This window comes from Ruegeria sp. BG3 (genome assembly GCF_056538485.1).
This window is the reverse complement of sequence record NZ_JBQFTE010000011.1, coordinates 38,481-64,359: the sequence shown is the minus strand read 5'-3', so window position 1 is coordinate 64,359 and position 25,879 is coordinate 38,481. Positions and strand designations below refer to the sequence as shown.

The window sequence follows — 25,879 nt, the reverse complement described above, 5'->3', positions numbered from 1 at the left end:
TCTTCTTCTGTTCAAAAATACCTCCGCCGGAGGCATCGCGCAGAAGGCGCGATTTCCCTCAGCGAGCGATGCGGTTGAAGTGACCCATCTTCCGGCCCGGCTTGACCTCGGCCTTGCCATACAGGTGCAAGGCAACGTCCCGCTCCTGCGCCAGTTCCGGCACGCGGTCCATATCGTCGCCGATCAGGTTCTCCATCACCACGTCCGAATGTCGTTGCCCATCGCCCAAGGGCCACCCGACCACGGCGCGAATATGCTGCTCAAACTGGTCGACGGCGCATCCATTCTGCGTCCAATGGCCCGAGTTATGCACCCGAGGTGCGATTTCGTTAACGACCAGGCCCGCGGGCGTGACGAACAGCTCCACCCCCATCACGCCCACATAGTCCAGAGCATTCAGGATGTTGGCCGCGAGCAGAACCGCATCCGTGCGCTGCGCCGGGCGCAGGCGGGCAGGGACCGTTGTGGTGTGCAGGATGCCGTTGCGGTGGACATTCTCACCGGGGTCAAAGCAAGCGACCTGACCATCAAGCCCGCGGGCCGCGATGATCGAGACCTCGTGCGTAAACTCCACAAACCCCTCAAGGATCGCGGGCGCGCCCGCCATATCGGCCAGAGCAGCCTCGGCATCCTCAGGCGCGCGCAGGCGGGCCTGACCTTTGCCGTCATAGCCGAACCGGCGGGTTTTCAGGATCGCGGGTGTGCCGATTCCCTCAATGGCCGTATTCAGGCTTGCCAGATCGGTGACGTCCGCAAAAGGTGCTGTGTTGAGGCCTAGACCTTGCAGGAAATTCTTCTCGGTCAGCCGGTCCTGACTGACCCGCAGCGCCTCACGCCCCGGTCGGATCGGGCGGTGGGCTTCCAGCAGGTCCAGCGCCTCGGTCGGGATGTTCTCGAACTCATAGGTGATGACATCCACCGAGTCGGCGAAAGCGAGCAGCGCGTCGGCGTCGTCATAGCGCGCAGTTGTCACGCGGTCGGCGACTTGCGCGGCAGGCGGGTTCGCGCCCGGCTCAAAGATATGCGTCACAAACCCCAAGCGCGAGGCAGCGACCGACAGCATCCGGCCCAACTGGCCTCCGCCCAGGATTCCGATCCGGGCACCGGGTTGCAGAGCGTCACTCATCGACAGGCTCCTCCGGAATCGAGGCGGACAGAGCCTCACGCCACGCGTCCAACCGTTCGGCCAGAGCGCTGTCCTGCAAGGCCAGAATACCGGCCGCCATCAGACCCGCATTGGCCCCACCGGCCGAGCCGATTGCCATGGTCGCCACAGGAAACCCTTTCGGCATCTGAACGATCGAATACAGCGAGTCGACGCCCGACAAAGCCCGCGTCTGAACTGGAACACCAATAACGGGCACGCGGGTTTTCGATGCCATCATGCCGGGCAAATGCGCGGCCCCTCCGGCGCCTGCGATGATCACATGCAAACCGCGCGACGCGGCGGTCTTTCCGTAGTCCCAAAGACGATCAGGCGTGCGGTGGGCCGAAACGATACGCTTTTCATACGCGATGCCCAATTCATCCAAGATATTTGCGGCTTCTTTCATCGTGGGCCAATCCGATTGGCTGCCCATGATGATCCCCACTTTCACATCGCTCATCCGCTTGCGTCCCTGCCGTTCGAAAGAGCGCGCACTATAGCCAAATCCGCATGCGTGGCAATGCGTCAGGCGATGATGTCGGGGGTCAGGCGATCCTCGATCAGGCGGATGATGTCTTTCAGCCGCAGTTTCTGCTTTTTCAAGCGTTTGATCGTCAATTGATCCGATGTACCGGTGGCCTGCAACGCCTCGATCGCCTCATCAAGATCGCGGTGCTGACGGCGAAAAACCTCCAGCTCAACCCGCAGAACTTCGTCGGTTTTCATGGAAAGATCAGTGGGCGCGTTCATTGGCGACTCGGGCTTGTTGTGGTGCGTCCCCAACAAGATAGTGTGCAAGACGTTATCGCGCCAGACCTTGTGGACATCCCGGTTTCTTCCCATATTCTATCTTGTGCGGTTGCCGGAACGGGGCCGCCCAAAACGTCGCTTTGACATAAAAGGACGAGAACACGTGTCAAAACTTACCTTGGGCTCATACCCGCATCTGTTGGGGTTCGAGCAATTGGAACGCCTTCTGGAACGGTCTGCAAAGGCTGGCAATGAAGGATATCCGCCCTACAACATCGAACAGACCTCGGATTATTCCTACCGCATCACTCTGGCGGTGGCCGGGTTCGCGGAAGAGGATCTGTCGATCACCATCGAGGACCGCCAACTGGTGATCCGAGGCCGTCAACGCGACGATAGCGAGGGGCGCATCTTCCTGCATCGCGGCATCGCGGCGCGTCAATTCCAGCGCATGTTCGTGCTGGCCGACGGTGTCGAGGTGGGCGAGGCGATCATGGAGAACGGTCTGCTGCATGTGGATCTGACTCGCGCCGTGCCGGAAACCGTGGTGCAGACAATCAACATACGGAAGGGGTAAGAGCAATGAACACACCGATTGAAATCAACACCGAAGGCGACCGTATCGTGTATGTCAAAACGGTTGAGGTTGCCGATCTGCCCAGCGATCTGCGTGATCAGGCGGGCGATCTGGATCAGTTGTACGCCGTGCATGACTCCGATGGGCAGCAACTGGCGCTTGTCGCCGACCGCAAGCTGGCCTTTGTGCTGGCGCGCGAGCATGACCTCTCACCGGTGGCCGTTCACTGAACGACCCCAGGCACACGCGATTGCGCGTGACATTCCGCCCGACACCAGCGAAACATGCACAAGCTCCGGATCGCATCCGGGATGGCATGTGCATGTAAGGAAACGCTGGATGAGCTGGTTCGATTTTGACTGGGTGGATGCCTTTACCGACAAAGCCTTTGGTGGCAATGGCTGCGCCGTAGTCCATGGCGCGGCCCATCTGTCGGATGAGGTCTGCATGGCCTATGTGCGCGAAACATCTCTGGTCGAGTGTACTTTTACCGGCCCGTCGGATGTTGCCGATATCCGGGTGCGGTATTTTCTGGCCAGTCGCGAAATCCCCTTTGCCGGTCATCCGACCATCGCAACGGTCGCGGCACTTCGTTCGCGTGGTCTGGTTGAGGGCGACTCTCTGACTTTGGAAACCGGTGCGGGGCTTGTTGCCATTCGTTTGAACGGTGATGAGATCGAGATGACGCAGGTTGCGCCGGAATTTGGAGCCTATGTGCCTGCTGATCTGGTTGCCAGCGCGATTTCGTTGCCTGAAGAGGCCATTATCTCTCCGCCGCGATTTGTCTCTACCGGGTTGCCATTCTGTATCACGGTGCTGCGGGATCACGACGCCTTGCGCGCAGCGCGGCTGGCCGAAGGTCCTTTGCGCGAGGTGGCAGCAGCAGCGGGGTTTTCTGGTTCCGATATGGCCGAGCCGTTTTTGGTCACCTTGCAGGGAGCGACGACACAAGGGGATACGTTCTCACGCCTGCTGCTGGCACCGCCCAGCCCACCCGAGGACCCTTTCACCGGGTCTGCGACGGGCGCGATGGCGGCCTATCTTTGGAAATACGGGCTGATGAAGAAAGACCAATTCATCGCTGAACAGGGTCACGACATGGGGCGTCCGGGGCAAGCAACGGTGACGCGCGTCGGCCCAAGCGATGCCATGACCGGGATCAAGGTGGCAGGGCAGGGCTATGTTCTGATGCGCGGACAGGTCGACTTGCCTGAGGCGGACCAATGACCGAAGCGATAGCTGTTTTACCCTACGGCCACCGTCTGGGCCCGAAACTGGCCGAGGTGCCTCTGTCCGAGCTGATCTGGCACGAGGGCTGCCCGGATCGTTTGCTGGGCAAAACAGTCGGTGACCTCGCGCCGACGGATCATCTGATCATGTATCCCAATTCGACGGTTCATTGGCGGTTGCGCCGTGGCACAAAGGCGCGGATTTCGCTGATGATGGGTGAGCCGTCGGCCATCCACGCCAAACATGACCGACAGCTGCGCCTGACATGGCGGCGGTTCTTTCGGGTGTTCACGTTTCACGACGTTCTACTGGAAAACCTGCCCAATGCTGTGTTTCTGCCCTATGGCGTGACCATGGTGCCAGACTGGCAGGAGCTACAGGTTGAGAAGGTCAAATCCTGTTCGCTGATCGCCTCGGCCAAGCGGGACCTCGTGGGCCATCAGTTACGCCATGACGTGATCGACTGGATCCGCGAAACCGGGGCCGATGTGGACATCATGGGGCGGGGATACACGCCTTTCGACCAAAAGTCGGATGGTCTGGACCCTTACCGCTATTCGGTCGTGATTGAGAATGTACGAGAGCGGAACTACTTTTCAGAGAAACTGATCGACTCGATCCTCTGCGCGACCGTTCCGATTTATTGGGGCTGCCCGAATATCGGGGATTTTATGGACACTTCGGGGATGGTCCTCTGCGGGACACAGGCAGATATACAGGAAGCGATTCAATCTGCATCCGAAGAAGACTATGCCCGGCGTCTGCCCCATCTGAAGGCGATTCAGGACTTAGCCGCAGACTACGGTCGGTTCGAAGAGCGGGCAGTACGCGCTCTGCGGCATGAGCTATCGGGCGCGCCCGGTTAAAGCTCCATCCAAGCCATCGGTGCGATCGGGTTCTCCTGTGGGTCAATCCCGTGGCGCGTGCATAGCGTGCTGAGAAACGATCCCCGCACCGGCAGGCCCGCAGTCTGTTGGGCCATGAATTTCTTCTGATGCCCAAAGACATGCACGGAATGTACCCCGTCTCGTTCAATAGTGGCTGGGGGCACACGAGGGTCGTGTAGCTTCCAAAGCGCCTCATTCTCCAGGGGGTAGAACGTATCAGCAGGCATAGCGTGGATGTCTTCTCCGGTCTCACACAGAAAATGCCCCAGCGCCTTGGGGCCGGAGCATCCCCATGGCAGCGCCTCGATACCCCAGGTCTCGCCTTCCGCGATACGCTGCTCGTTGCGTCTACGCAGCTTGGCCCCGCGCCAAGGTTGGGTCGGATTGGCCGAGGTGACAAATGCCAGCATCTGCGCAAGCGTCTGGGACTCTTGCGGCAAGCGAAGCACCCCATTGGGAAACTTGCCGGATTGAGAGGGGGCAAAGACAAAAGGGGACGCAAAATCAAAAGGCTTCAGACAGAGCGCATCCAGATCTACCCAGACGAACTCTGTACGTTCCAGCAACCTCAGCCTGAAAATGTCCGAAAACACCGCAACGCCCAGCCGATCTTCGGGCCGTAGATCAAAAGGGGCGGGCCACAGTATCTCGGACGCATGCCGCAGGTCGACGCCATTTGGGATGTTCGCGATGTCGTGGGCCGCATAGAGGGTGAAGGAATGACCATGGTCCAGATAGGATTGAATGCACAGCGCCTCGAGCCAGCTGAGATCGGAGCCAAACCAGAAGCTGGCGATTTGAGGAAGGGGGTGCATCGTGGATGGGCCGAACAGTACTTGACTGGGCCGACTGCATCAAGGCCACGCATCTTTGTCAATCTCAGTCGTTGGTTTGCACGAAAAACGGCCCCCGGTGACCGGAGGCCGTTTCCAATCTAGTTTAACTCAGCCGCTTAGTTCGCAGCGATCAGGCCCATGCTCTCGAGCTTCAGCAGAACCTGATGAGCGCAGTTGTCGACTTCGACATTCTCCGTCTCGACGCTCAGTTCAGGGTTCTGGGGCACGTCGTAAGGGTCTGAGATGCCGGTGAACTCTTTGATCTTGCCTTCGCGCGCCAGCTTGTACAGGCCCTTGCGGTCGCGGCGTTCACATTCCTCGATGCTGGTGGCCACGTGAACCTCGCAGAAGGCACCGAACTGTTCGATCTCTTCGCGCACGGCCCGACGGGTGGTCGCATAGGGCGCAATCGGTGCGCAGATGGCGATGCCACCGTTCTTGGTGATCTCGGACGCGACATAGCCGATGCGACGGATGTTCAGGTCGCGGTGCTCTTTTGAGAAGCCCAACTCGGACGACAGGTTCTTACGCACAATGTCCCCATCCAGCAGCGTCACGGGACGGCCGCCCATTTCCATCAGCTTGACCATAAGCGCGTTGGCGATGGTGGATTTGCCCGAGCCCGAGAAGCCGGTGAAGAAAACGGTAAAGCCCTGTTGGCTACGCGGTGGCTTGGTCTTGCGCAACTCGGCCACAACCTCGGGGAAGCTAAACCATTCGGGGATTTCCAGACCTTCGGCCAAACGGCGGCGCAGTTCGGTGCCCGAGATGTTCAGGATCGTGACGTTGTCCTTGTCGAGGATCTCGTCATTCGGCTCGTACTGGGCGCGTTCCTGCACATAGACCATGTGCTTGAAGTCGACCATCTCAACGCCGATTTCATCCTGGTATTTGCGGAACAGATCCTGCGCGTCATAAGGGCCGTAGAAGTCTTCACCTTGGCTGTTTTTGCCGGGGCCGGCATGGTCGCGGCCAACGATGAAATGGGTGCAGCCGTGGTTGGCGCGGATCAGGCCGTGCCAGACGGCCTCGCGTGGGCCAGCCATGCGCATCGCCAGGTTAATCAGCGACATCGAGGTGGTTGAGGCCGGGTACTTGTCCAGCACCGCCTCATAGCAGCGCACGCGGGTGAAGTGGTCCACGTCGCCCGGCTTGGTCATGCCGACAACCGGGTGGATCAACAGGTTGGCCTGCGCCTCTTTCGCAGCGCGGAAGGTCAGCTCCTGGTGGGCGCGGTGCAGCGGGTTGCGAGTTTGGAACGCAACGATGCGGCGCCAGCCCAGTTTGCGGAAATAGGCGCGCAGCTCGTTCGGAGTATCCCTGCGGCCACGGAAATCATAGTGAACGGGCTGCTGAATGCCGACAACGGGACCGCCCAGATAAACTTTGCCTGCCACGTTATGCAGGTAGTTTACGGCCGGGTGCGCATCGTCATCCGCGCCAAAGACCTTCTCGGCCTCGCGCGATTTGTCGGGGGTCCAGCGGTCGGTCACAGTCATGGTGCCGAGGATCACGCCCTCTTGGTCGCGCAGGGCGATGTCCTGGCCAAGCTCGATGCTTTCGGCGAACTCTTCGCTGACATCCAGCGTGATCGGCATCGGCCACAGCGTGCCGTCAGCCAGACGCATGTTCTCGACCACATTGTCGTAGTCGGCTTCGCTCAGAAACCCTTTCAGCGGGTTGAAGCCGCCATTCATCAGCAGTTCCAGATCGCAGATCTGGCGCGGAGACAGGTCATGGCTGGTCAGATCCGCTGCCTCAACCTTCAGCTTCTGGGCCGAGTCATAGGAGACGTAGAGTTCGGGAATGGGGGCGAGATTGCTTAACATTGTCATCGGAATTCTCTTGTCGATGTGATGATGCGCCAGTGTGACCTTGGCATTTGAAACGGCATGTGCCCCGCCACTGAGTCAGAGTCCACAGGGTCAGATAAAACTAAGGAGGATATGAGCGGTTTTTCTTGTGATTGGAAGAATTTTCCAATTCGGCGGAAAACGGGCGATCAAAGTTCCGGTAACCTAGCGCAAACGTGCCACAGTAAGTATGCGTGTTCCTGTTGTCTCAGGCCTTTTCAAGTTCCGAGGCGCGGGGCACCGGAAGGGCAGGAACGGGCTTGGATACGCCGCGCAGCTCGAAGTTCTGAATACGATCGTCCGAGATATCCATCTCGGCGGCTTGTAGCAGCTCGGCCGACACCAGAAGCTCAACCCCCAGCGGCTTTGTTTCGGCCTCAAGGCGGCTGGCGACATTCACCGCGTCCCCGATGATGGTTTGCGCGGCATGACCGGCCGCGCCAATTTCCCCAAGCACAAGATCGCCCAGATGCAGCCCCATGCCGATGCGGATATGCGGGCTATCTTCGGATGAAAGCTGTCGGTTGAACTGTTCCAGCGCATGGCTGATCTCAATTGCCGCTTTCAGACCGGCGCGGGCGGATTGCTGGGGGTCGGGCTTGTCAAAAACCGCCAGCAACCCATCCCCCATATATTTGTCGACGACCCCGCCTTGAGAGGTGATCGAAGGCACAATCGCGTCAAAGAACCGGTTTAACAGGAACACGATGTCATAGGGCAATTGCCCCGCGGTGCGGGCGGTAAAGCCGCGCATGTCCAGAAACAGCACGGCCAACTGACGTTCCTGCCCCTGACTTGCATGAGCCCGGTCGTGCTTGCCGTCGGGACGGAAAACACGAAAGACCTTTACCGGCTCGGTCGGGCGCATCTGACAGGCCAGGCGCGTCTGGGCCGAGGCCCCAACAGCGGCCAGACTGCGGGCTTCGATCTCGCTGGGTGGGGGCAGGTGATCTCCGCCATCCTCAACGATCACGCGGCAGGTGGTGCAGCGGCCCTTACCGCCACAGAGGGCAGCATGAGGGATGCCGTTAGCCTGAGACATCTCAAGCAGCGTCATGCCTTTCTCGGCAAAAACCTCGGGCCCTCGGGCATAGGTGACCTGCACGGAATGCCGACGTCTCCACAGCTTGCGGCCAAGGTAGAAGGCCGCCGTGGCTCCGAGTGCGGCCCAAAAACCCGTCATGGCGTTGTCTTCGACGCGGAACATGGCCTCAAAGGCCTCGGCCGAGGGCCAGTTATAGTGTTCGATATACTGTTCGCGCAGGAAGTCATCGGCAAAATCGGCCCAGATCCGGCGCCCCTCGGTCAGCACACCGGCCAAGGCGAAACAGGGGACAAAGACCGCAATACCGATCAGGTAGGGCAGGGTCTTGCCCCACCACCGGGTCAACCGCAGCCACATGTGCAACCCGATGCAGCCATGTACCCACACGATCAGCAACAGCAGGCTTTGCATCCAAATCGCAGAGCTTGGCCACATTAGAATGATGATATAGCCCATTTCGTCATTCACATCGTAGATCTCATGCGCGTACCGCGTGTGAATGATGTGGACGATCAGCTGGATCGGGATCAGCAGCCCCAGCACGATTTGGAGGGCTGAGCTGAACGGCATGCGCAAGGTCCGTCGTTGTATGATCGACGTTAGCGCAAGGCCCGAATGTATGATCAGCGCAAGGTAGAGAAGCGCACTCATGGCGTCGTGGCGGGTTACGGCCTTTCGACCATCTTGCATGCCATGCAGATAGTCGGTGTGAAACAGGCCCAGGCCGATGTTCAGAAAATGGAAGAAGGCAAAGACAAAAAGGACCAGCCCGCTGCCGATCCTAAGCCGGGTTGACCACCCGCCACGCCAAAGAGCGTTGTCCGTTGTGACCACGCGCGACCCTCATGTTTTGCACCAGTGTGAGGCCGCGCGGGGATAGGGTCAAGCCGGTGTGACCTGACCCGGTGGCCCCTCAGTCCTGTTCGGCCAGAAAGCGTTCGGCATCCAGGGCGGCCATGCAGCCCATGCCTGCGCTGGTGACGGCCTGACGGTAGATGTGATCTGTCAGGTCACCGGCTGCGAAAACACCCGGAACCGAGGTCTCGGTTGATCCCGGCTTGGTTACGACATAGCCGCCCATATGGGTTTCCAGCGTGTCTTTGACCAGCTCATTGGCCGGGGCATGGCCGATGGCGACAAAAACGCCCTTGCACGGAATCTCAGAAATCTCGCCCGTTTTCACGTTCTTGACGCGCACGCCTTCGACGCCCAAGGGCGCGTCGGTCCCGATGACTTCGTCCAGTTCATGGAACCAGAGAGGTTCGATCTTTTCATTCTTCATCAGGCGATCCTGCAGGATCTTTTCGGCCCGCAACTCGTCGCGGCGGTGGATCAAGGTCACCTTGCTGGCGAAATTGGTGAGGAATAGCGCTTCTTCCACGGCGGTGTTGCCGCCACCGATCACAACGATCTCCTGCCCGCGATAAAAGAACCCGTCGCAGGTCGCGCAGGCCGAGACGCCGAAGCCTTTGAATTTCTCTTCCGACGGCAGGCCAAGCCATTTGGCCCGTGCGCCGGTCGCCAGAATGACCGCGTCAGCGGTGTAAACCGTGCCGCTATCCCCTTTTGCGGTGAAGGGACGTTTCGAGACATCCAGATCGCTGATGATGTCGCCGATGACCTCGCAGCCCATCGCCTTGGCGTGGTCCTGCATACGGACCATCAGATCGGGGCCTTGTACCTCGGAATCGCCGGGCCAGTTTTCGACCTCGGTGGTGGTTGTCAACTGGCCGCCGGGCTCGATCCCTTGCACCAGAATGGGTTCCAGCATCGCGCGGCTTGCATAAACCCCGGCTGTATAGCCTGCGGGCCCCGACCCGATGATCAGAACCTTGGTGTGTCGTGTGTCGGCCATGGTACCCCCGCTCGAACTGCCTGAATTGGGCCTTTTACCCGTCGCAAGGATATAGCGATGGGCGGGCAGGGCTTAAAGCCCCTTCATGAAGGGAACCTGATATGCCTTGTCGGTATGGCCCTGCGCAAATGAGCGATCTGAAAACAAAGAAAATTGCGCAGCTACGAAACATTATTGCGCGTGGGCTGGGTGCTGATATAAGAACCGAAAAATCAGGAGCGTTTTATGGTCACGACCCGGCTGGATGAAATTGATCGCAAGATTCTGGCGGAATTGCAGGCAGACGGTCGCATGACCAATGTGGAGTTGGCCAAAAGGGTCGGTATCTCAGCCCCTCCGTGTCTGCGCCGCGTCCGTACGTTGGAGGAATCGGGTTATATCACCGGCTACCACGCCGAAGTGAACGCCCGCGAGCTTGGGTTCGAGGTTCAAGTCTTTGCGATGGTTGGATTGGACAGCCAGGCGGAGTCGGAGCTCAGCGCATTCGAGGCGCAGTGCGGACTATGGCCGCTGGTCCGTGAGTGTCACATGCTGAACGGCGAGGTCGACTTCATCCTGAAATGCGTCGCGCCCGACCTCAGCAGTTTTCAGCAGTTCCTGACCGGAGAACTACTGACCACGCCAAACGTGGCCAGCGTCAAGACATCGCTTGTTATCCGCGGCGCAAAAGACGACCCAGGCGTCCCGTTCGATGTGCTGGAAGACCGAATGAACCGCTCGGCGTAAACCACATCCGTCGTGTTTCTGTTGGGCAGGCTGGCAGCATAGCCACCACCGCCAGGGTCAAAGCCCATCCTATCAAAATCTGCATAAAGCCCCCACTCTGCAGTACTCTTTAACACTTCACGCTGATATCGCGTCGATCTCTCCGTCTCCGGCGCGCGGCATAAGCAACGGGCCAAAATCGTTCAGCGATTCGATATGCGCGAACAGGTTCAGATAGATCGACCGTAACGAATGGCTGATCATGCGAACCGCATTAGCACCTGGATGATAGGTTTCAAAGGGCAGGCCGTCTACACGGATGACGGAGTGTTTTTTCAGGCAAATGTGAAACAATTCTACCGGAGTGGGCGGCATTGTTTCTACAACTCCCATTCCGTCCTGAAATTCGGCGACAGGCGTCAGAATCGGTGACCCGCCATGCAGGCGCCGCAAATGGGCTGGGGTGCCAAGCAGACGCGCGGCAGGTCCTGCAATCACACCGGACATCGGTTTTTGCATACCAAAGGTATCGGCCATGATGCGGGTCAACGGACGGGTGCGCCCGCGAGAGTCCTCGCGACCCGGTATCAGCGTCACCGAGCCCTTCCACAAAACGGTCTCGGAGGTCCCATCCTGCGTCAGTACTGTGTCGCCGGGCAGCAGGTCCTCGATCGCCATCGGCCCTTGTTCGGTTTCCACAAGTGACCCCCGTGAGAAGGCGCAAAAGGCGTCCTCGAACATCGGCAGGGCAGGTGCGATATGCCGGGTTTGCGCAATGTCTCCGTTTTTGAGCAGGGCGCTCACTTCGTAACGGCGCAGCTGGGCTTTCTGTTTTGTAGTCGGTCGCGGAGTGTCGCGAAGCAATGCCGAGGTTTCGACAGCATTTCTGGCAGCAATGGCCAGTGATTTTGGAATAGTCATAAATATTCCGTTCCTTCTAGAACCGGATCAGACGGGGCATACCCCCATGCAGGCCCATCTGTCGGTTCGGTTCTTTGTCTTGAAATAAATGGTCAACCCCTGGGCACTGGCGATGGCCGCAGCGCACAGCGAAGCAATTTCGCATTCCATTGGTCAATCCATTGACCCCCCAGACAAACTCGTACAGCGCGGGCGAAAATGCCCACAAACACGCTCCGAACTCAGGATGCAGTTTTCGTTGCATCCCACGCACACCGGACCGGAGCACTACCCGGTGCGCGTTTACCAAATGGAACCGGCAGCTTGGTTCCGTTGGCTTTCTGTTTCAGCGTCGCGTCGCCAGACGGCGTGCAACCCTGACAGAATGGCTTGAAACTCGCTTCCACGGCATATCCAGTTTCGGGTCCTGTGCGGCCTGAATGACCGAGCTGAGAAAGCGAGATTTCTGTTTCATTTTCTGGTCCTGCTCGATCGGAGGTCTGAGCCTCATTCCGTGTGTGTAGACTTAACGTGCCGCGTGTTTGCGGCAGGGATAAGGCTTAACCGGGATCAAAAACGGACAAAAAATAAAGGTTGGCGGTTCCTCTGTTTGAGGTGCCAGCATTCATTTGTCGGCAAAGACAGATAACCTTCTGAGTACTGGCACAAAATTCACTACGATTCTGTGTCAGATAAACACAATAAATGTGGCGGAAAGGTGGCGGTTTTGCCTTAATTGGGGCCTAATCTACAATCTGATCGCCGAAATCAACCGCCCGTAATCCGCCTCTTTGGCGTGTGTTGTCCGGCGGTACGAATAAAAGCGATCCGGATCGGAATAAGTACAGTGCCGGGTCCATTCTGCCTGCCCAACACCCGCTTGACGCAGTTTATGCAGACCAAAGGCTGGCAAATCAAATTGCATCCGGTCCTCGGTGCCATTGGCGAAGAATCGGCTGTTTTCTGGAGACTCCGCCATGAACGCATCCAGAAACTCGGGGCCGACCTCATAGGCCGGCTGCGAAATGGATGGCCCGATCACGGCACGCGTGTTTTCGCGCGTGGCGCCCAATGCCTCCATCGCGTCCAACGTGGCCTCCAACACGCCGTCCAAAGCTCCGCGCCAGCCAGCATGGGCGGCGCCGATCACGTTCGCGTCAGGGTCGCAGAAAAGCACAGGCTGGCAGTCCGCGGTCAGAATTGTCAGAGCCAACCCGGGCGTGGCGGTCACAAGTGCATCCGCCTTGGGTTTGTCACCCGTAAGGGGCGCATCTACCGTCAGCACATCGGGCGAATGAACCTGATGAATACCAACCAGCGCCTCGGGCGCGACATCCATCGCATCAGCAACTCGTCGGCGATTCAGGGCTACGATCTCTGTCTGATCGGATGATCCATAACCGCAGTTCAATCCAGCGAAGACACCCGAGGATGCGCCGCCTCTACGGCTGAAAAAGCCGTGTTTTACGGGGTCGAGCATATCCGATGTGAGAATTTCCAAAGTCATGGTTCCAGTCCCGGTGGAGGCACAGCTTGGGGCGGGTAGAGGCCCAGCACTTTGAACAGATTTCCCATTTCATCTGGATGCGTCAACCGGCGATGTGCGGCCACCAGTTCATCAAGCTTGGAGCCGCCTATGCCCTTGGCCAGAGCCTGTGCACGGGCGGTGATTCCCAGACGTTCCAGAAAAATACCCTGTGGTGTCAGGCGGGTATGAGCACAGCCTGCGGCCTTCGCCGCCAGCGCCAGGGGCTCAAAATCCACATGCGCGGTCAGGTCTGTCTGACCGGGGGTTTGCAGAGGGTCAACACGCTCATGCGCCTTTAGGGCCTGAAGCGTATCGCCAAGCGAGCGCCAGTCACCATAGTCCACGATCAGAGCAGCCCCTCCGTTCTGCGCGATTCGGCTGGCGAGGATGGTCAGAATCGGAATTGCAGCAGCGCAGAGTTCGACGAGATCCCCGTCTCGCGTATCGGACAGCCGGTCCTGCAGTGCCACTTGTGGTGCGGCCGGGCCAAGGCCAAAACTCAGCGCGCCATCGGCCTCACCGATCAATCGTTCGCACCAAGTGACGCCCTCACGCAGGAATTGACGGATGGGCAGGGCGTCAAAGAACTCATTCGCCACGAGAAAGAGCGGCATGTCCGGCAACTCGCCGACATTGGTGATCCACTGCGGGTTGTGATCTTTCAGGGTTGCCTTTTGCACGTCTCGGAGCGTCTCGGAGGCTTCCAGTAGAACAACCTTGGCCGCCGCATGAAAACCGGGAACCGAGCGGGTCGCCCGTAGGATATCCACCATCAGCGTACCGCGACCCGGTCCAAGTTCGGCCAGAGCAAACTTAGATGGCTGCCCCTGATCCATCCAGCTTTGCGCCAGTGATAGGCCGATCAACTCGCCGAACATCTGACTGATTTCCGGTGCAGTCGTGAAGTCCCCCTGCGCGCCGAACGGATCGCGCGTTGGGTAATAGCCCAAAGTTGGGTGTAGCAGGCATTCGGTCATGTAGTCGGCCAGCGTCATCGGGCCGTCTTGCCGGATTCGGGCGATCAGAAGTGCGTGCAGGCTCATGCCGTTCGCCGGGCGCGCAGGGCGAACCATAGCCCAAGAGCAATCATCGGCAGGGACAGGATTTGCCCCATTGTCAGGCCGTAGCCGCCGATATGCCACGCCAGCCCAAGCGGGTTGCCGGGCGAGATGAACTGCGCATCGGGCTGACGGACAAACTCGACCAGTAAGCGGGACGCCCCGTAGCCTGCGAGGAAAACGCCCATGATCAGGCCGGGTTTCCGAAACGCGCCGCGCCGGTAGACCAGCCACAGAAGGACTGCGCCCAATAGGACACCCTCTAGCGCGGCTTCGTATAGTTGCGAGGGGTGACGGGCACACATACCGGCCACGACGCCGGGGCAGTCCTGCGCCGCGAAGCCGGGAAAGATCACGGCCCATGGCAATTCGCTTGGTCGGCCCCAAAGTTCGGCGTTGATGAAATTGGCAAGCCGCCCCAGCAACAGGCCGGGCGGGACGGTGTAGGCCACCAGATCGCCCAACGACAGAGTCGGAATGTTGTGACGGCGACCATAGAGGTATGAGGCGACAATCACCCCAAGCAGCCCTCCGTGAAAGGCCATGCCGCCTTGCCAGACCTTCAGGATATCTGCCGGGTGCGACAAGTAGTAGGCCGGTTGATAGAACAGCACAAAACCCAGCCGTCCACCTAAAATGACGCCGATGATGATCCAGGTCAGCAGGTCATCCAACTGTTCGGGCTTCATGGGTGGCGTCTCATTGCGCCAAAGGGCCGGACGCCGCAGGGCCATCACGGCCAGACGCCAGGCAATCAGAATGCCGACAATATAAGCCAGCGCGTACCACCTGAGCGCGAACTCCATCCCGAACAGTGAGATCGAGAACAGCTCGGGCGACAGATCGGGGAAATTCAGAACAGCCTGCATGTGCGTCTCATTGCCCGGGGTTTGCAGGGCAAGTCAACCTTGAGCCTGCGCCAATCCTTCCCCATATAGGATACAACCGCGATTTCGGAGAAAAGCCATGCAAACCCGCAACAAGATCCTCGACGACGTTTCACAGCTGATGACCAACGCCATGGGTGTGGCACAGGGCGCACGCGAAGAGGCCGAGAATGCGATGAAGTCGATGATTGACCGTTGGCTGGCCGACCGTGATTTCGTCACGCGTGAAGAATTCGACGCTGTGCGCGCCATGGCCCAGAAGGCCCGCGAAGAGAACGCCGCGCTTGAGGCGCGCATCGCCGCGCTTGAGGCGAAACTGGACAAGTAACGTCCATACCCAAATTTTTAAGTCAAGATTAGCGCCGCGCAATCCAAGGTCGGATTGTGCGGTGTTGTGTATCATGCCGCCTTGCAGAAATTAATCAAGACAAAGCTGCGTGAAACGCCAATATTTTGATCGTCGTTGCCGACTGTCCACAACTTATTGCTGTTATCCCCAAGAAATGGGGTTGCCAGACACCCTCTTGCGGCGCACCATATTTGGTACAGGCCTACGGGGGAAGCCCGGCTTGTAGAGCAGGCAACTAGCGCTGGGGCGCTGCCAGCCCCGAAATGCTAGAGAGTAGTGAGGTGGCATTATGGCCCTTTCCGAGCAGTTTCTCGAAGAAGACCTTCATCCAATCGATATTGTTGAACATCTGGCCGAACATCACGACTGGGATTTTGACCGCATCGGCGACGATCAGATCGCCATGGCTGTCGAAGGGCAGTGGCGGACCTATTCGATCACGTTGGCCTGGTCCAACTATGACGAAACGCTGCGCATGGTTTGCTCATTCGAGATGGAGCCTCCGGCGGAGCGTGAGAGTGAGCTGTATGAGCTGCTCAACAAGATGAATGATCAGTGCTGGGCGGGCGCTTTCACATACTGGGCGAACCAGAAGCTTATGGTCTATCGCTACGGCCTGGTTCTGGCGGGCGGTCAGACTGCAAGCCCTGATCAGATCGACACGATGATCAACGCCGCGGTGTTGAGCGCCGAGCGCTACTACCCGGCGATTCAACTGGTCACTTGGGGCAATCGCGATCCGGAAGAAGCGATGCAAGTCGCCATTGCAGAGGCCTACGGCCGAGCGTAAACCTTTGCCCTGAACCGTTGAATAGGGGAGGGGCAAGCATGGACATGTCGCGCGTGGCCGAGCAGGGCCTTGTGTTATTGGGATGCGGAAAGATGGGGTCCGCGATGTTGGCGGGTTGGCTGGATCATGGCCTGCCCGCCGCTTCCGTTTGGGTGATTGATCCTTACCCCTCGGACTGGCTGAAACTGCAGGGCGTCAACATCAACACGCCACTGCCCGAATCCCCCGCAGTCGTGCTGGTGGCCGTCAAACCGCAAATGATGGGCGAGGCGCTGCCCGCAATACAGGCCCTCGGTGGCGGTGGCAGCCTGTTCGTTTCCGTTGCGGCTGGCACCTCGATTGCAACGTTCGAAGACGTGCTGGGCGAGGGCACACCGATTATACGGGCCATGCCGAACACTCCGGCGGCGATCCGTCAGGGCATCACGGCGATGATCGGCAACGCACATGTGTCCGGCGACGATTTGGACCTTGCGGAAAACCTGCTGTCGGCTATTGGGGAAACCGTGCGTCTGTCAGATGAGGCTCAGATAGATGCGGTCACCGGCGTCAGCGGCTCTGGCCCCGCCTATGTGTTTCACCTGATCGAAACGCTGGCCGCCGCAGGGCAGGCGCAGGGTCTGCCGCATGAGCTGGCCATGAAACTGGCGAAATCCACGGTTGCAGGTGCCGGTGCCTTGGCCATGGCCGCCGAGGAAGACCCCTCGCAGTTGCGGGTCAACGTAACCTCGCCCAACGGCACGACACAGGCCGCGCTAGAGGTTCTGATGCACGAAGCAGAGGGTTTCCCAAATCTGCTGCACCGCGCCGTCAAGGCTGCGACCGACCGTTCCAAGGAGTTGGGCCGTGAGTGAGATTTCCTTCGACGACTTTCTGAAAGTCGACATCCGCGTCGGTGTGGTCATCCACGCCGAGCCCTATCCCGAAGCCCGTAAGCCCGCCATCAAGATGTGGATCGATTTCGGCGACGAAATTGGCGAGCGCAAAACCTCGGCCCAGATCACTGCGCATTACGATCCGTCGACACTGATCGGCAAGCAGGTGATGGCTGTGGTCAACTTCCCGCCGCGCCAGATCGGGAAGTTCATGTCCGAGGTTCTGGTGTTGGGTCTACCGGACGAAATTGGTGAGATCGTGTTGATCGGTCCGGATGGCAAAGTCCCCGTTGGCGGAAGGATGCACTGATGAAACTCTGGATCACACGCCCGATGACATCGGCGGTCGAAGCACGGGCAGCCGCCGAGTTCGATGTTGAGGTTCGCCCCGCAACCACTCCGCTTTCCGAGGATGAGATGGTGGGGGCGTTGCAGGAATATGACATTGTTGTGCCCACCCTGGGCGACCTGTTCTCGGCCGAAGTCTTCGCCAAAGTGCCTGAGCCCCGCTGCAAGCTGTTGGCCAATTTCGGCGTCGGCTACAATCATATCAATGTCGAGGCCGCGCGCGCCTTAGGCATCGCTGTCACCAACACGCCCGGAGCGGTCACGGATGCGACCGCTGATATCGCCATGACCTTGCTCCTCTCGACCGCGCGGCGCGCGGGTGAGGGGGAGCGTCTGGTGCGGGCTGAAAACTGGCAGGGTTGGCATCCCACGCAGATGTTGGGGCATCACGTCACCGGCAAGCGGGTGGGTATCGTCGGCATGGGCCGCATCGGTCAGGCTATCGCGCGGCGCTGTCACTTCGGTTTCGGCATGCGAGTCGCGTACCAATCCCGTAGAGCCAAGCAGCTTGATTTTGAGGCCGAGTTCATCCCCGATCTCTCGGTACTTGCGGCCTCGGTCGATTTCCTGGTTCTGGCCGTTCCGGGCGGGGCTGAGACACGCCATCTGATCAATGCCTCAGTGCTTGAGGCCATGAACCCCTTGGCCATTCTGGTGAACATCGCTCGGGGTGAGGTGGTGGATGAAACTGCTCTGATCAGCGCGTTGCAAGCAGGCAAGATCGCCGGGGCCGGGCTGGACGTCTACGAGTTCGAGCCTACTGTGCCAAAGGCACTGCGCGAGATGCAGAATGTCACTCTGCTGCCGCATCTGGGCACTGCCACAGAAGAAGTGCGAACCGGCATGGGGCATATGGCCTTGGATAATGTGGCCGCCTTTGCCGCCGGGCGCGACTTGCCGAATCCGGTCTAGTCGCCGACCGCCTCACGCCAGTGTTTGCGGCAGAGCGAGACATAGGTCTCGTTCCCGCCAATCTGAACCTGAGCACCCTCGGTGATCGCACGGCCATTCTCGTCCTGCCGAATCACCATCGTGGCCTTGCGTCCGCATTCGCAGATGGTGCGGACCTCTCGCATCTCATCGGCCAAGGCCAGCAAGGCGGCTGAACCGGGGAAGAGTTTGCCCTGGAAATCTACCCTTAAGCCATAAGCCAGCACCGGGAGCTTCAGGTCATCCACGGCGCGGGCCAGTTGCCAGACCTGATCCTCGGATAGAAACTGGGCCTCGTCCACAAAGACACAGGCGATCTGATCGGCCTTCTGGCGCGTTTCGATCATGGCAAAAACGTCATCCTCCGGGCGGAAGGTATCGGCCTCTTCGGAAATCCCGATACGCGAGGCGATCCGCCCCACACCGGCGCGCCCGTCCACGGCGGCGGTCATCAGATAGGTCTTCATGCCGCGCTCACGGTAATTGTGTGAGGCCTGCAGCAATACGGTCGATTTGCCCGCATTCATCGTCGAGTAGTTGAAATAAAGTTTTGCCATGCGGCGGGTCTAAAGCGCGAAAGCCAATCGAACAAGCCATCAATCGAGCAGGGGGAAGCGACGTCGCCGTTACGATTGCAGAGGCCGAGCAGATGCTCTTTGGGGATGGAACCTTGCGCATGCAACAGCGACGCCATCGGTCAACATGTGACCAAAACGGAGTGAGGCTGAACAATATTGCCTCACGATTACTCATTACCGGCACTGAACGGCCGCCACTCACTCACAAAACCCTCGCATATCTGAGGGATAGTCAATTTATGGCATTTCAATTATGACTCGGTTATGGGAAATTTCCCTATGCTTTCCCCCAAAACGGACAGAAGGGGCGGCGCGCGCAGGTAGCAAGGGTAGAACTATGGCAGATATCGGGGCCTATCTTAAGAAACACACCGAAGCCTTGGTGAAAGATGTCGGGATCGAAGCCGCGTGCGAGATCACTGGCAAATCCAAGGCGACGCTGGGCCGTTACTATTCGGATAATTCGGAACACGCGGATCGATTCATGCCCGTCGATGCAGTGGCGCGGCTAGAGAACGCGGCTAACTATCCGCATGTTACCTCGGCGTTGGCGGACTTGAAGAACATCACCCTGTCTTACGGGGATCGCAACACGGATTCTCCGCGTACAGGTGGCGTGAACGCGGATGTCATCGCCCTGAGCCAGCGTTTCGCCATGCTGATGACCGAGTATCAGGCGGCCATCGAAGACGGGATCATTACCGTCAACGAAGCCAAGCGCCTGCTGAAAGAAACCAGCCTTTTGCAGCAGGTTCTTATTGAGATGAAACTGCATCTCGAAGAAGAAAGCGTCAGTTAAGAACTGGCATCGGGCGCCTTTGGGACGTCGTTGTTTGAACGCATTGACTGCGCTGCCACCTGACGGCTTCTCTAATACAGCGTCGGATCAGGACTTCCGTTTCACGATAACGGACCCAACCGAATAGCCAGCCCCGAACGAGCAGATCAGCCCGATATCCCCGTCTTCAAGATCGTCCGAGTATTTGGAGAAGGCGATAATCGACCCGGCTGAGGACGTGTTTGCATAGTCTTGCAGGATGTTGGGTTGCTCACCCGCCTCGGGTACACGTCCAAGGACCTTCTTGCCGATGAAATCGTTCATGGTCTTGTTGGCCTGATGCAGCCACAGGCGTGTAAGGTCGTCACTGCTGATGCCTTCGGCCTCCATGTGGTCGCTGATATGCTGGCTGACCATGGGCAGGACTTCCTTAAAGACCTTGCGCCCGTTCTGCATGAACTGCATGTCGCGCCGGTCGATCAACCCATCAGGGCGTGAGCGGCGCAGGAAGCCGTTATTGTTGCGAATATTGTTCGAGAAGCTGGTGGCGCAGCGGGTCGACAGGACCTCAAAATGCGGGCCTTGCGCGTCTTCGATGCGTTCGATCAGGGTGGCGGTGGCCACATCGCCAAAGATGAAATGACAATCCCGGTCGCGCCATTCCAGATGGCCCGAGCAGATTTCGGGGTTCACCACCAATGCGGACCGAACCGAACCCGACCGCACCATATCCGCTGCCGCCTGAATGCCAAACGTGGCCGAGGAACAGGCGACATTCATGTCAAACCCAAATCCATTGATGCCCAAAGCCTGCTGTATTTCGATGGCGATGGCCGGGTAGGCCCGTTCGTGGTTAGAGGCCGCGCAGATCACCAGATCGACATCTGCCGCTGTCCGACCAGCCTGCGCCAGTGCTTTGTTGCAGGCATCCACCGCCATTTCGGTCATGATCCCCGGCTCGTCATCGCTGCGCTGGCGCAAAGCGGGGTGCATGGTGTCGGGGTCCAACACGCCGGATTTATCCATCACATAGCGGTTTTCGATGCCGGACGCCTTGACGATGAACTCCTCGGAGGAGTGCTGCATCGGCTCCATCTGTCCGGCCTCGATTGCCTGGGCGTTCTCTGCATTCACCTTGTCGGCATAGGCGTTGAAGGCTTGCACCAGCTCGGCATTGGTGATGACGTTTTCGGGCGTGAAAACGCCTGTACCGGTGATTGCAGGGATATACATGGCAAGTCCTGAACGTTTTGGGTTTGCTCAAAATGCAGTCACAGGGGCATTTGATCAAGTCTTGGTTACCCGAGGGAAGCTAGGCTCGAAGACGATTCTCAACTTCAGTTATTGAATAGTTCATAATTTGAAGTATATGACCCGCAACGACGTCTCGGAGACTCTTCTATGTCTGACAGTATCAGCGACAGGCTTGGCCGCCTGAGCCCTGAAATTCAGGCCATTATGGGCGTCTATGCGCTCTATTGGAAACTCGAAGAGACCTTCGACACCATCGAAACTGACCTGAGCCACCCCGAATGCCATATGCTGATCAAGCTGGATGAGCCCAAACGGATGGGTGTTCTGGCAGCCGATATGCTCAGCGTGCCCTCCACCATTACGGCCACTGCGGATGCTCTGGAAGAAGCTGGCTATCTGGCACGCCAGCGCGATCCCAACGATCGCCGTGCCTGGCTGCTGGTGCTGACCGAACAAGGCGAGCGCGCGCGGGATATGTTGGTGTCAGCAGCCGGTGATCTGTTTCACAAGGCCTCTGGCCTGAACGCAGAAGAAACAGCCGAGTTCGCCCGGATGGCGAGCAAGATTCGTGACAACGTACTGAAAACGGGAATTCCCGAGGGATTGAAGAAATGAAACAGCTGACTTCTCTGGGCCTTCTGCTGGCCGTATTGGCGACGCCGCTTGTCGCGCAAGAGACTGCGAAACCGGTCAAGTTGATGCAGGTGCAGGAAACGGCACCGGGTTTCACACGGCAGTTTTTCGGCCGCGTTGCTGCGCGTCAGACCGTTGATCTGGCCTTTCAGGTTCCGGGGCAGATTGTCGAGATGCCCGTCACCGAAGGGTTCGTCATCCCAAAGGACGGTCTGATTGCCCGTCTGGATCAGGAGCCGTTTGAACTCAGGCTGGATCGTGCCCGCTTGCAGAAAGAACAGGCCGACCGCACCGTCGCGCGCCTGTCGCGGTTGCGCGGCACTACCGCCAGCCAAGTGGCGGTCGATGATTCCGAAACCGAAGCGCAACTGGCCGCTATCGCTGTACGCGACGCGGAATACGAACTGGAACACGCGACACTGACAGCCCCTTTCGACGCGCTCGTGTCAAGCCGCGCAGTTGAGGCCTTTACCACCGTGTCGGCGGGGACGCCGATCGTGCGTATTCACGATATGTCGGAACTGCGGATCGAGGTGGACGTCCCCGAGATTCTGTTCCAACGCTCGGGGCAACAGGATGACATTACGATCAACGCCAAATTCCCCGTAAGCGACGAAGTCTTCCCGCTAGAAATCCGCGAGTTCGACGCCGAGACCTCGAGCGTGGGACAAACTTTCCGCATTCAGTTCGGCCTGACCCCGCCTGAGGGCCTGCAGATTCTGCCCGGCTCGTCCGTGTCGGTGAACGTGCATGTCAGGGATGGCCGCACCGGGATCGTTCTTCCGGCGTCTGCCATCGTCGCTGGCGCAGACGGCGGGCTGGGCGTGATGGTCTTCTCTCCGGCTGGCGCAGACGAGGGCACGGTACGCCTTGCACCCGTAACCATCGAACCGACTCAGACTGGCGAAGTCCGTGTTCTGACCGGCTTGTCAGACGGCGATGAGGTGGTTGTTGCAGGTGGCTCGGCGTTGACAGATGGCCAGAGCGTGCGCCGTTTCACCGGCTTCTCGAACTAAGGGGCGGGCTGATGAGAATTGCACGCGCATCTATCGACCGGCCGCTTTACACGTGGCTGATCATCTTGATCGCCCTGTTTGGCGGCATATGGGGCTTCCTTTCCCTGGGGCGTCTGGAGGACCCGGCTTTTACAATCAAAAACGCGGTCATCATCACGCAATACCCCGGCGCTACGGCCGAGCAAGTGGCGCTGGAAGTGTCCGAGCCTCTGGAATCGGCGATCCAGCAAATGGGCGAAGTGGATACGATCACCTCGTTGAACCAGCCGGGGCAGTCCCTGATCGAGGTTGAGATCAAATCCACCTATGACGGCAGCGAATTGCCCGCCATCTGGACTCGCCTGCGTGCCAAGGTGCGCGACGCGGCGCGGGGCCTGCCATCCGGTGTAAATCAGCCCTTCGTCAATGACGGTTTCGGCGACGTGTTCGGCCTGTTCTATGCAGTCACGGCCGAAGGGTTCTCGGACGCTGAAAAGCACGAATTGGCGACGTTTCTGCGGCGTGAGCTGTTAACGGTCGACGGCGTTGCCGATGTCGAGGTTCAGGGCCTGCCGCAAGAGGCGATCTTCATCGAACCGGATCTGTCCATCTCGGTGAACCAGAATGTCCCCATCCAAGCCATCAACGAGGCGATTGCCAACGCGGATTCGGTCAACTCCTCCGGCTCGGTTCGGTCCGAGAACGACCGCACCACCATTCTGACAGCCGAAGGGTCGGATAGTGTATCGGCCATCGCAGGGTTGTCGGTCGGCTCGCAAGGGCAGGTGATCAACCTGTTTGACATGTCCAACGTTTACCGCGCCCGTCAGACCGACCCGGATATCATGATCCGCTTCGATGGGACCGAGGCCTTTACGCTGGGCATTGCCGGTTTGGCCGCCGAGAACATCGTCGAAGTAGGTAAGCGCGCAGATGCCAAATTTGCGGAACTGGATACGCAAATCCCCTTTGGCGTGGAAATTCTGCCCATCTACCAGCAACACGTGGTGGTCGAGCAAGCCTCGAACGACTTTCTTGTGAACCTGGCCATGTCCGTGATCATTGTGGTCGCTGTTCTGGGCCTCTTCATGGGCTGGCGCGCTGCCATTGTGGTCGGGACAACGTTGCTACTGACTGTGGTCGGCACGTTGCTGTTCATGGCGCTGTTCTCGATTGAGATGGAGCGGATTTCGCTGGGTGCCCTGATCATTGCGATGGGGATGTTGGTGGACAATGCCATCGTGGTGGCCGAGGGCATGCAGATCTCGATGCTGCGCGGCAAATCCTCGCGCGATGCAGCGGATGAGGTGGCATCGAAAACGCAGATCCCACTGCTGGGCGCGACTGTCATCGGCATCATGGCCTTTGCGGGCATCGGTCTCAGCCCCGACGCGACCGGAGAGTTCCTGTTCTCGCTCTTTGCAGTTATCGGGATCTCATTGCTGCTCAGCTGGGTTCTGGCAATCACAGTAACACCGATGTTGGCGCATTACTTCTTCAAGCAGGGGAAAGAGGGTGAAGTTGACGCTTATGGCAGCCTTCTGTTCCGTGTCTATGGCGCGATCCTGCGCTGGGCGTTGCGGTTCCGCTGGCTCGTTGTGGCCGGGCTGATCGCTGTGACGGTGGCCTGCTATGCGGGCTTCGGCCTGATGAAGCAGCAGTTCTTCCCGGACTCGAATACGCCGCTGTTCTTTGTCCACTATAAGCTGCCTCAGGGCACACCGATCTCGCGTACGTCGGCGGATATGGCCGTGGTCGAGGATTGGCTGGCGGAACGAGACGATGTGGTGTCCGTCACCACGTTTGTCGGGCAAGGCGCGACCCGTTTCATGCTGACCTATAGCGCTGAAGACCCGAACCCAAGCTACGGTCACATGATCATTCGGACGGAAACGCTCGAGGATATCCCAACGCTGCAGGCCGAGCTTGAAGCCTTTGGGGTGGCTCAGTTCCCTGAAAGCGAGTTTCGCACCAAACGTCTGGTCTTTGGTCCGGGTGGAGGCACCCCGATTCAAGCCCGCTTCTCGGGTAGCGACCCAGCCGTGCTGCGGCAGTTGGCGGACGAAGCGGTTCAACGCATGGCGGCTGCTACGCCGAACGCGCTGAACATCCATCATGACTGGCGCGAGAAAGAGCTGGCGGTGCAACCGATCTACGCAACCGAACGCGCGCAGACAGCCGGTGTTTCGCGTGAAGATATTGCGGCCACGCTGCAATTCTCGACCGACGGCATTACCGGTGGCGTCCTGCGAGAGCGCGACCGCCTGATCCCGATCATTCTGCGCCGCCCTGCAGAGGGTGACTATTCGATTGTCGACCAAGTCGTGTATTCAGATCAGTCAGGCCAATTCGTACCCATCGAACAGATGGTAGATGGGTTCGAATACCAGCTGCTCAACACCGAGGTCCACCGGCGCAACCGGGTTCTGACCATCACCGTTGGCGCAGATATCCCGCCGGATGTGACCGCGGCGCAGGTGCATTCCGAGCTGCGCGCAACGATTGAAGAGATGGACCTGCCACCCGGCTATCGTATGGAATGGGGCGGCGAGTTCGAGGACTCGGGCGATGCGCAAGAGAGCCTTGGCAGGCAATTGCCGCTTAGCCTGTTGATCATGGTGCTGATCTCGGTCCTGCTGTTCAATGCAATCCGCCAACCGGTCATCATCTGGCTGTTGGTGCCCATGTCCGTGAACGGCGTGGTGATCGGTTTGCTGGGCACCGGACTGCCGTTCACCTTTACGGCGCTTCTGGGTCTGCTCAGCCTGTCGGGAATGCTGATCAAGAATGGCATCGTTCTGGTCGAAGAGATTGATCTGGTCCGCGCAACAGGCAAACCGCTGCAGGAGTCAATCATCGAAGCATCCGTCTCGCGTCTGCGGCCGGTGATGCTGGCGGCAATTACAACGATCCTTGGGATGGCGCCGCTGCTGACGGATGCGTTCTTTGTCTCAATGGCAGTTACAATCATGGGCGGGCTGGCTTTTGCCACGGTCCTGACCATGGTCGCGGCTCCGGTATTCTATCTGCTGTTCTTCCAGCGAGATGAGAAGCGGCAAGCGATCGCTGCTTAAATGAAAAACCCCCGGTC

General features: G+C 59.0%; 28 protein-coding genes. 14 read left to right on the top strand and 14 right to left on the bottom strand.

The window, feature by feature from the left end; all coding sequences use genetic code 11:
• Positions 1–58 precede the first annotated feature (58 nt).
• The 3 genes from ACR0AI_RS17415 to ACR0AI_RS17405 all read right to left on the bottom strand — a co-directional run bounded on the left by ACR0AI_RS17415 (position 59) and on the right by ACR0AI_RS17405 (position 1,897).
• Positions 59–1,126 (bottom strand): 5-(carboxyamino)imidazole ribonucleotide synthase, encoded by a 1,068-nt coding sequence (locus ACR0AI_RS17415; RefSeq protein WP_480675879.1) that lies wholly within the window; start codon positions 1,124–1,126, stop codon positions 59–61.
• Positions 1,119–1,607 carry a 5-(carboxyamino)imidazole ribonucleotide mutase gene (gene purE / locus ACR0AI_RS17410; RefSeq protein WP_170468304.1) on the bottom strand — a complete coding sequence of 163 codons (489 nt, stop codon included), beginning with the start codon at positions 1,605–1,607 and terminating at the stop codon, positions 1,119–1,121. Before purE ends, ACR0AI_RS17415 begins: the two co-directional genes overlap by 8 nt.
• Positions 1,608–1,672: 65 nt before the next feature.
• A complete protein-coding gene (locus ACR0AI_RS17405; protein ID WP_037308505.1) occupies positions 1,673–1,897 on the bottom strand; it encodes a YdcH family protein in 225 nt (74 codons plus the stop codon).
• Between the two features lie 163 nt (positions 1,898–2,060).
• On the opposite strand from ACR0AI_RS17405, the gene ACR0AI_RS17400 reads away from it, so the two are divergent.
• The 4 genes from ACR0AI_RS17400 (at position 2,061) to ACR0AI_RS17385 (ending at position 4,570) form a co-directional block, all read left to right on the top strand.
• Entirely contained in the window at positions 2,061–2,474 is a 414-nt protein-coding gene (locus ACR0AI_RS17400) for an Hsp20 family protein (protein ID WP_170374660.1), read from the top strand.
• 5 nt (positions 2,475–2,479) lie between these two features.
• Positions 2,480–2,704, top strand: a complete 225-nt coding sequence (locus ACR0AI_RS17395) for a DUF1150 family protein (RefSeq protein ID WP_170374662.1) — start codon at positions 2,480–2,482, stop codon at positions 2,702–2,704.
• Between the two features lie 109 nt (positions 2,705–2,813).
• Entirely contained in the window at positions 2,814–3,701 is an 888-nt protein-coding gene (locus ACR0AI_RS17390) for a PhzF family phenazine biosynthesis protein (protein WP_480675877.1), read from the top strand.
• Positions 3,698–4,570: a hypothetical protein gene (locus ACR0AI_RS17385; RefSeq protein WP_480675875.1), complete on the top strand. Its 873-nt coding sequence runs from the start codon at positions 3,698–3,700 to the stop codon at positions 4,568–4,570. Before ACR0AI_RS17390 ends, ACR0AI_RS17385 begins: the two co-directional genes overlap by 4 nt.
• Here the strand turns inward: ACR0AI_RS17385 and ACR0AI_RS17380 are convergent.
• From ACR0AI_RS17380 to trxB, 4 genes are all read right to left on the bottom strand, one after another.
• Positions 4,567–5,406: a hypothetical protein gene (locus tag ACR0AI_RS17380; protein WP_480675873.1), complete on the bottom strand. Its 840-nt coding sequence runs from the start codon at positions 5,404–5,406 to the stop codon at positions 4,567–4,569. The two genes, ACR0AI_RS17385 and ACR0AI_RS17380, sit on opposite strands and share 4 nt — an antisense overlap.
• Positions 5,407–5,543: 137 nt before the next feature.
• Positions 5,544–7,262 carry a bifunctional sulfate adenylyltransferase/adenylylsulfate kinase gene (locus ACR0AI_RS17375; RefSeq protein WP_480537737.1) on the bottom strand — a complete coding sequence of 573 codons (1,719 nt, stop codon included), beginning with the start codon at positions 7,260–7,262 and terminating at the stop codon, positions 5,544–5,546.
• A gap of 226 nt (positions 7,263–7,488) precedes the next feature.
• Entirely contained in the window at positions 7,489–9,159 is a 1,671-nt protein-coding gene (locus tag ACR0AI_RS17370) for an adenylate/guanylate cyclase domain-containing protein (RefSeq protein ID WP_480675870.1), read from the bottom strand.
• A 79-nt stretch (positions 9,160–9,238) separates the two neighbouring features.
• Positions 9,239–10,180 (bottom strand): thioredoxin-disulfide reductase, encoded by a 942-nt coding sequence (gene trxB, locus ACR0AI_RS17365; RefSeq protein ID WP_480675868.1) that lies wholly within the window; start codon positions 10,178–10,180, stop codon positions 9,239–9,241.
• 225 nt (positions 10,181–10,405) lie between these two features.
• Between trxB and ACR0AI_RS17360 the strand changes: the two genes are divergently transcribed.
• Entirely contained in the window at positions 10,406–10,906 is a 501-nt protein-coding gene (locus ACR0AI_RS17360) for an Lrp/AsnC family transcriptional regulator (protein WP_170637470.1), read from the top strand.
• 117 nt (positions 10,907–11,023) lie between these two features.
• Here the strand turns inward: ACR0AI_RS17360 and ACR0AI_RS17355 are convergent, their stop codons facing one another.
• From ACR0AI_RS17355 to lgt, 5 genes are all read right to left on the bottom strand, one after another.
• Positions 11,024–11,806: a Hint domain-containing protein gene (locus tag ACR0AI_RS17355; protein ID WP_170468290.1), complete on the bottom strand. Its 783-nt coding sequence runs from the start codon at positions 11,804–11,806 to the stop codon at positions 11,024–11,026.
• Between the two features lie 325 nt (positions 11,807–12,131).
• Positions 12,132–12,260, bottom strand: a complete 129-nt coding sequence (locus ACR0AI_RS17350) for a hypothetical protein (protein WP_480675866.1) — start codon at positions 12,258–12,260, stop codon at positions 12,132–12,134.
• 273 nt (positions 12,261–12,533) lie between these two features.
• The gene (gene pgeF, locus ACR0AI_RS17345) at positions 12,534–13,292 is read right to left on the bottom strand and encodes a peptidoglycan editing factor PgeF (protein ID WP_480675864.1); all 759 of its coding nucleotides are present in this window, start codon (positions 13,290–13,292) and stop codon (positions 12,534–12,536) included.
• Positions 13,289–14,356, bottom strand: coding sequence for a class I SAM-dependent methyltransferase (locus tag ACR0AI_RS17340; RefSeq protein ID WP_480675862.1), 1,068 nt, complete (start codon positions 14,354–14,356; stop codon positions 13,289–13,291). The genes pgeF and ACR0AI_RS17340 overlap by 4 nt, the downstream gene beginning before the upstream one ends.
• On the bottom strand, positions 14,353–15,240 hold the full coding sequence (lgt, locus tag ACR0AI_RS17335; protein ID WP_480675860.1) for a prolipoprotein diacylglyceryl transferase: 888 nt from the start codon (positions 15,238–15,240) through the stop codon (positions 14,353–14,355). The genes ACR0AI_RS17340 and lgt overlap by 4 nt, the downstream gene beginning before the upstream one ends.
• 97 nt (positions 15,241–15,337) lie before the next feature.
• On the opposite strand from lgt, the gene ACR0AI_RS17330 reads away from it, so the two are divergent.
• The 5 genes from ACR0AI_RS17330 (at position 15,338) to ACR0AI_RS17310 (ending at position 18,532) form a co-directional block, all read left to right on the top strand.
• Entirely contained in the window at positions 15,338–15,586 is a 249-nt protein-coding gene (locus ACR0AI_RS17330; protein ID WP_050604795.1) for an accessory factor UbiK family protein, read from the top strand.
• Between the two features lie 310 nt (positions 15,587–15,896).
• Positions 15,897–16,397 carry a type III secretion system chaperone family protein gene (locus tag ACR0AI_RS17325; protein ID WP_170468281.1) on the top strand — a complete coding sequence of 167 codons (501 nt, stop codon included), beginning with the start codon at positions 15,897–15,899 and terminating at the stop codon, positions 16,395–16,397.
• 38 nt (positions 16,398–16,435) lie between these two features.
• Positions 16,436–17,251, top strand: a complete 816-nt coding sequence (proC, locus tag ACR0AI_RS17320; RefSeq protein ID WP_480675858.1) for a pyrroline-5-carboxylate reductase — start codon at positions 16,436–16,438, stop codon at positions 17,249–17,251.
• Positions 17,244–17,582, top strand: coding sequence for a tRNA-binding protein (locus tag ACR0AI_RS17315; RefSeq protein WP_480675856.1), 339 nt, complete (start codon positions 17,244–17,246; stop codon positions 17,580–17,582). Before proC ends, ACR0AI_RS17315 begins: the two co-directional genes overlap by 8 nt.
• Complete coding sequence (locus ACR0AI_RS17310; RefSeq protein ID WP_480675854.1) at positions 17,582–18,532, top strand: 2-hydroxyacid dehydrogenase; 951 nt, start codon at positions 17,582–17,584, stop codon at positions 18,530–18,532. The genes ACR0AI_RS17315 and ACR0AI_RS17310 overlap by 1 nt, the downstream gene beginning before the upstream one ends.
• Here ACR0AI_RS17310 and ACR0AI_RS17305 read toward each other — a convergent pair.
• Entirely contained in the window at positions 18,529–19,107 is a 579-nt protein-coding gene (locus tag ACR0AI_RS17305) for a thymidine kinase (RefSeq protein WP_480675852.1), read from the bottom strand. The two genes, ACR0AI_RS17310 and ACR0AI_RS17305, sit on opposite strands and share 4 nt — an antisense overlap.
• Positions 19,108–19,465: 358 nt before the next feature.
• Here ACR0AI_RS17305 and ACR0AI_RS17300 point away from each other — a divergent pair, with 358 nt between their 5' ends.
• Complete coding sequence (locus ACR0AI_RS17300; RefSeq protein WP_170374695.1) at positions 19,466–19,927, top strand: hypothetical protein; 462 nt, start codon at positions 19,466–19,468, stop codon at positions 19,925–19,927.
• An 87-nt stretch (positions 19,928–20,014) separates the two neighbouring features.
• On the opposite strand, the gene ACR0AI_RS17295 is transcribed toward ACR0AI_RS17300, so the two are convergent.
• A complete protein-coding gene (locus ACR0AI_RS17295) occupies positions 20,015–21,139 on the bottom strand; it encodes a beta-ketoacyl-ACP synthase III (protein WP_480675850.1) in 1,125 nt (374 codons plus the stop codon).
• Positions 21,140–21,307: 168 nt separating this feature from the next.
• Between ACR0AI_RS17295 and ACR0AI_RS17290 the strand changes: the two genes are divergently transcribed.
• Genes ACR0AI_RS17290 through ACR0AI_RS17280 form a run of 3 tightly spaced genes read left to right on the top strand, consistent with a single transcriptional unit; the run spans position 21,308 to position 25,862 of the window.
• Positions 21,308–21,775 (top strand): MarR family transcriptional regulator, encoded by a 468-nt coding sequence (locus ACR0AI_RS17290; protein WP_170718857.1) that lies wholly within the window; start codon positions 21,308–21,310, stop codon positions 21,773–21,775.
• Positions 21,772–22,809: an efflux RND transporter periplasmic adaptor subunit gene (locus tag ACR0AI_RS17285; protein ID WP_480675847.1), complete on the top strand. Its 1,038-nt coding sequence runs from the start codon at positions 21,772–21,774 to the stop codon at positions 22,807–22,809. Before ACR0AI_RS17290 ends, ACR0AI_RS17285 begins: the two co-directional genes overlap by 4 nt.
• A gap of 11 nt (positions 22,810–22,820) precedes the next feature.
• Positions 22,821–25,862: an efflux RND transporter permease subunit gene (locus ACR0AI_RS17280; RefSeq protein WP_480675845.1), complete on the top strand. Its 3,042-nt coding sequence runs from the start codon at positions 22,821–22,823 to the stop codon at positions 25,860–25,862.
• Positions 25,863–25,879 lie beyond the last annotated feature (17 nt).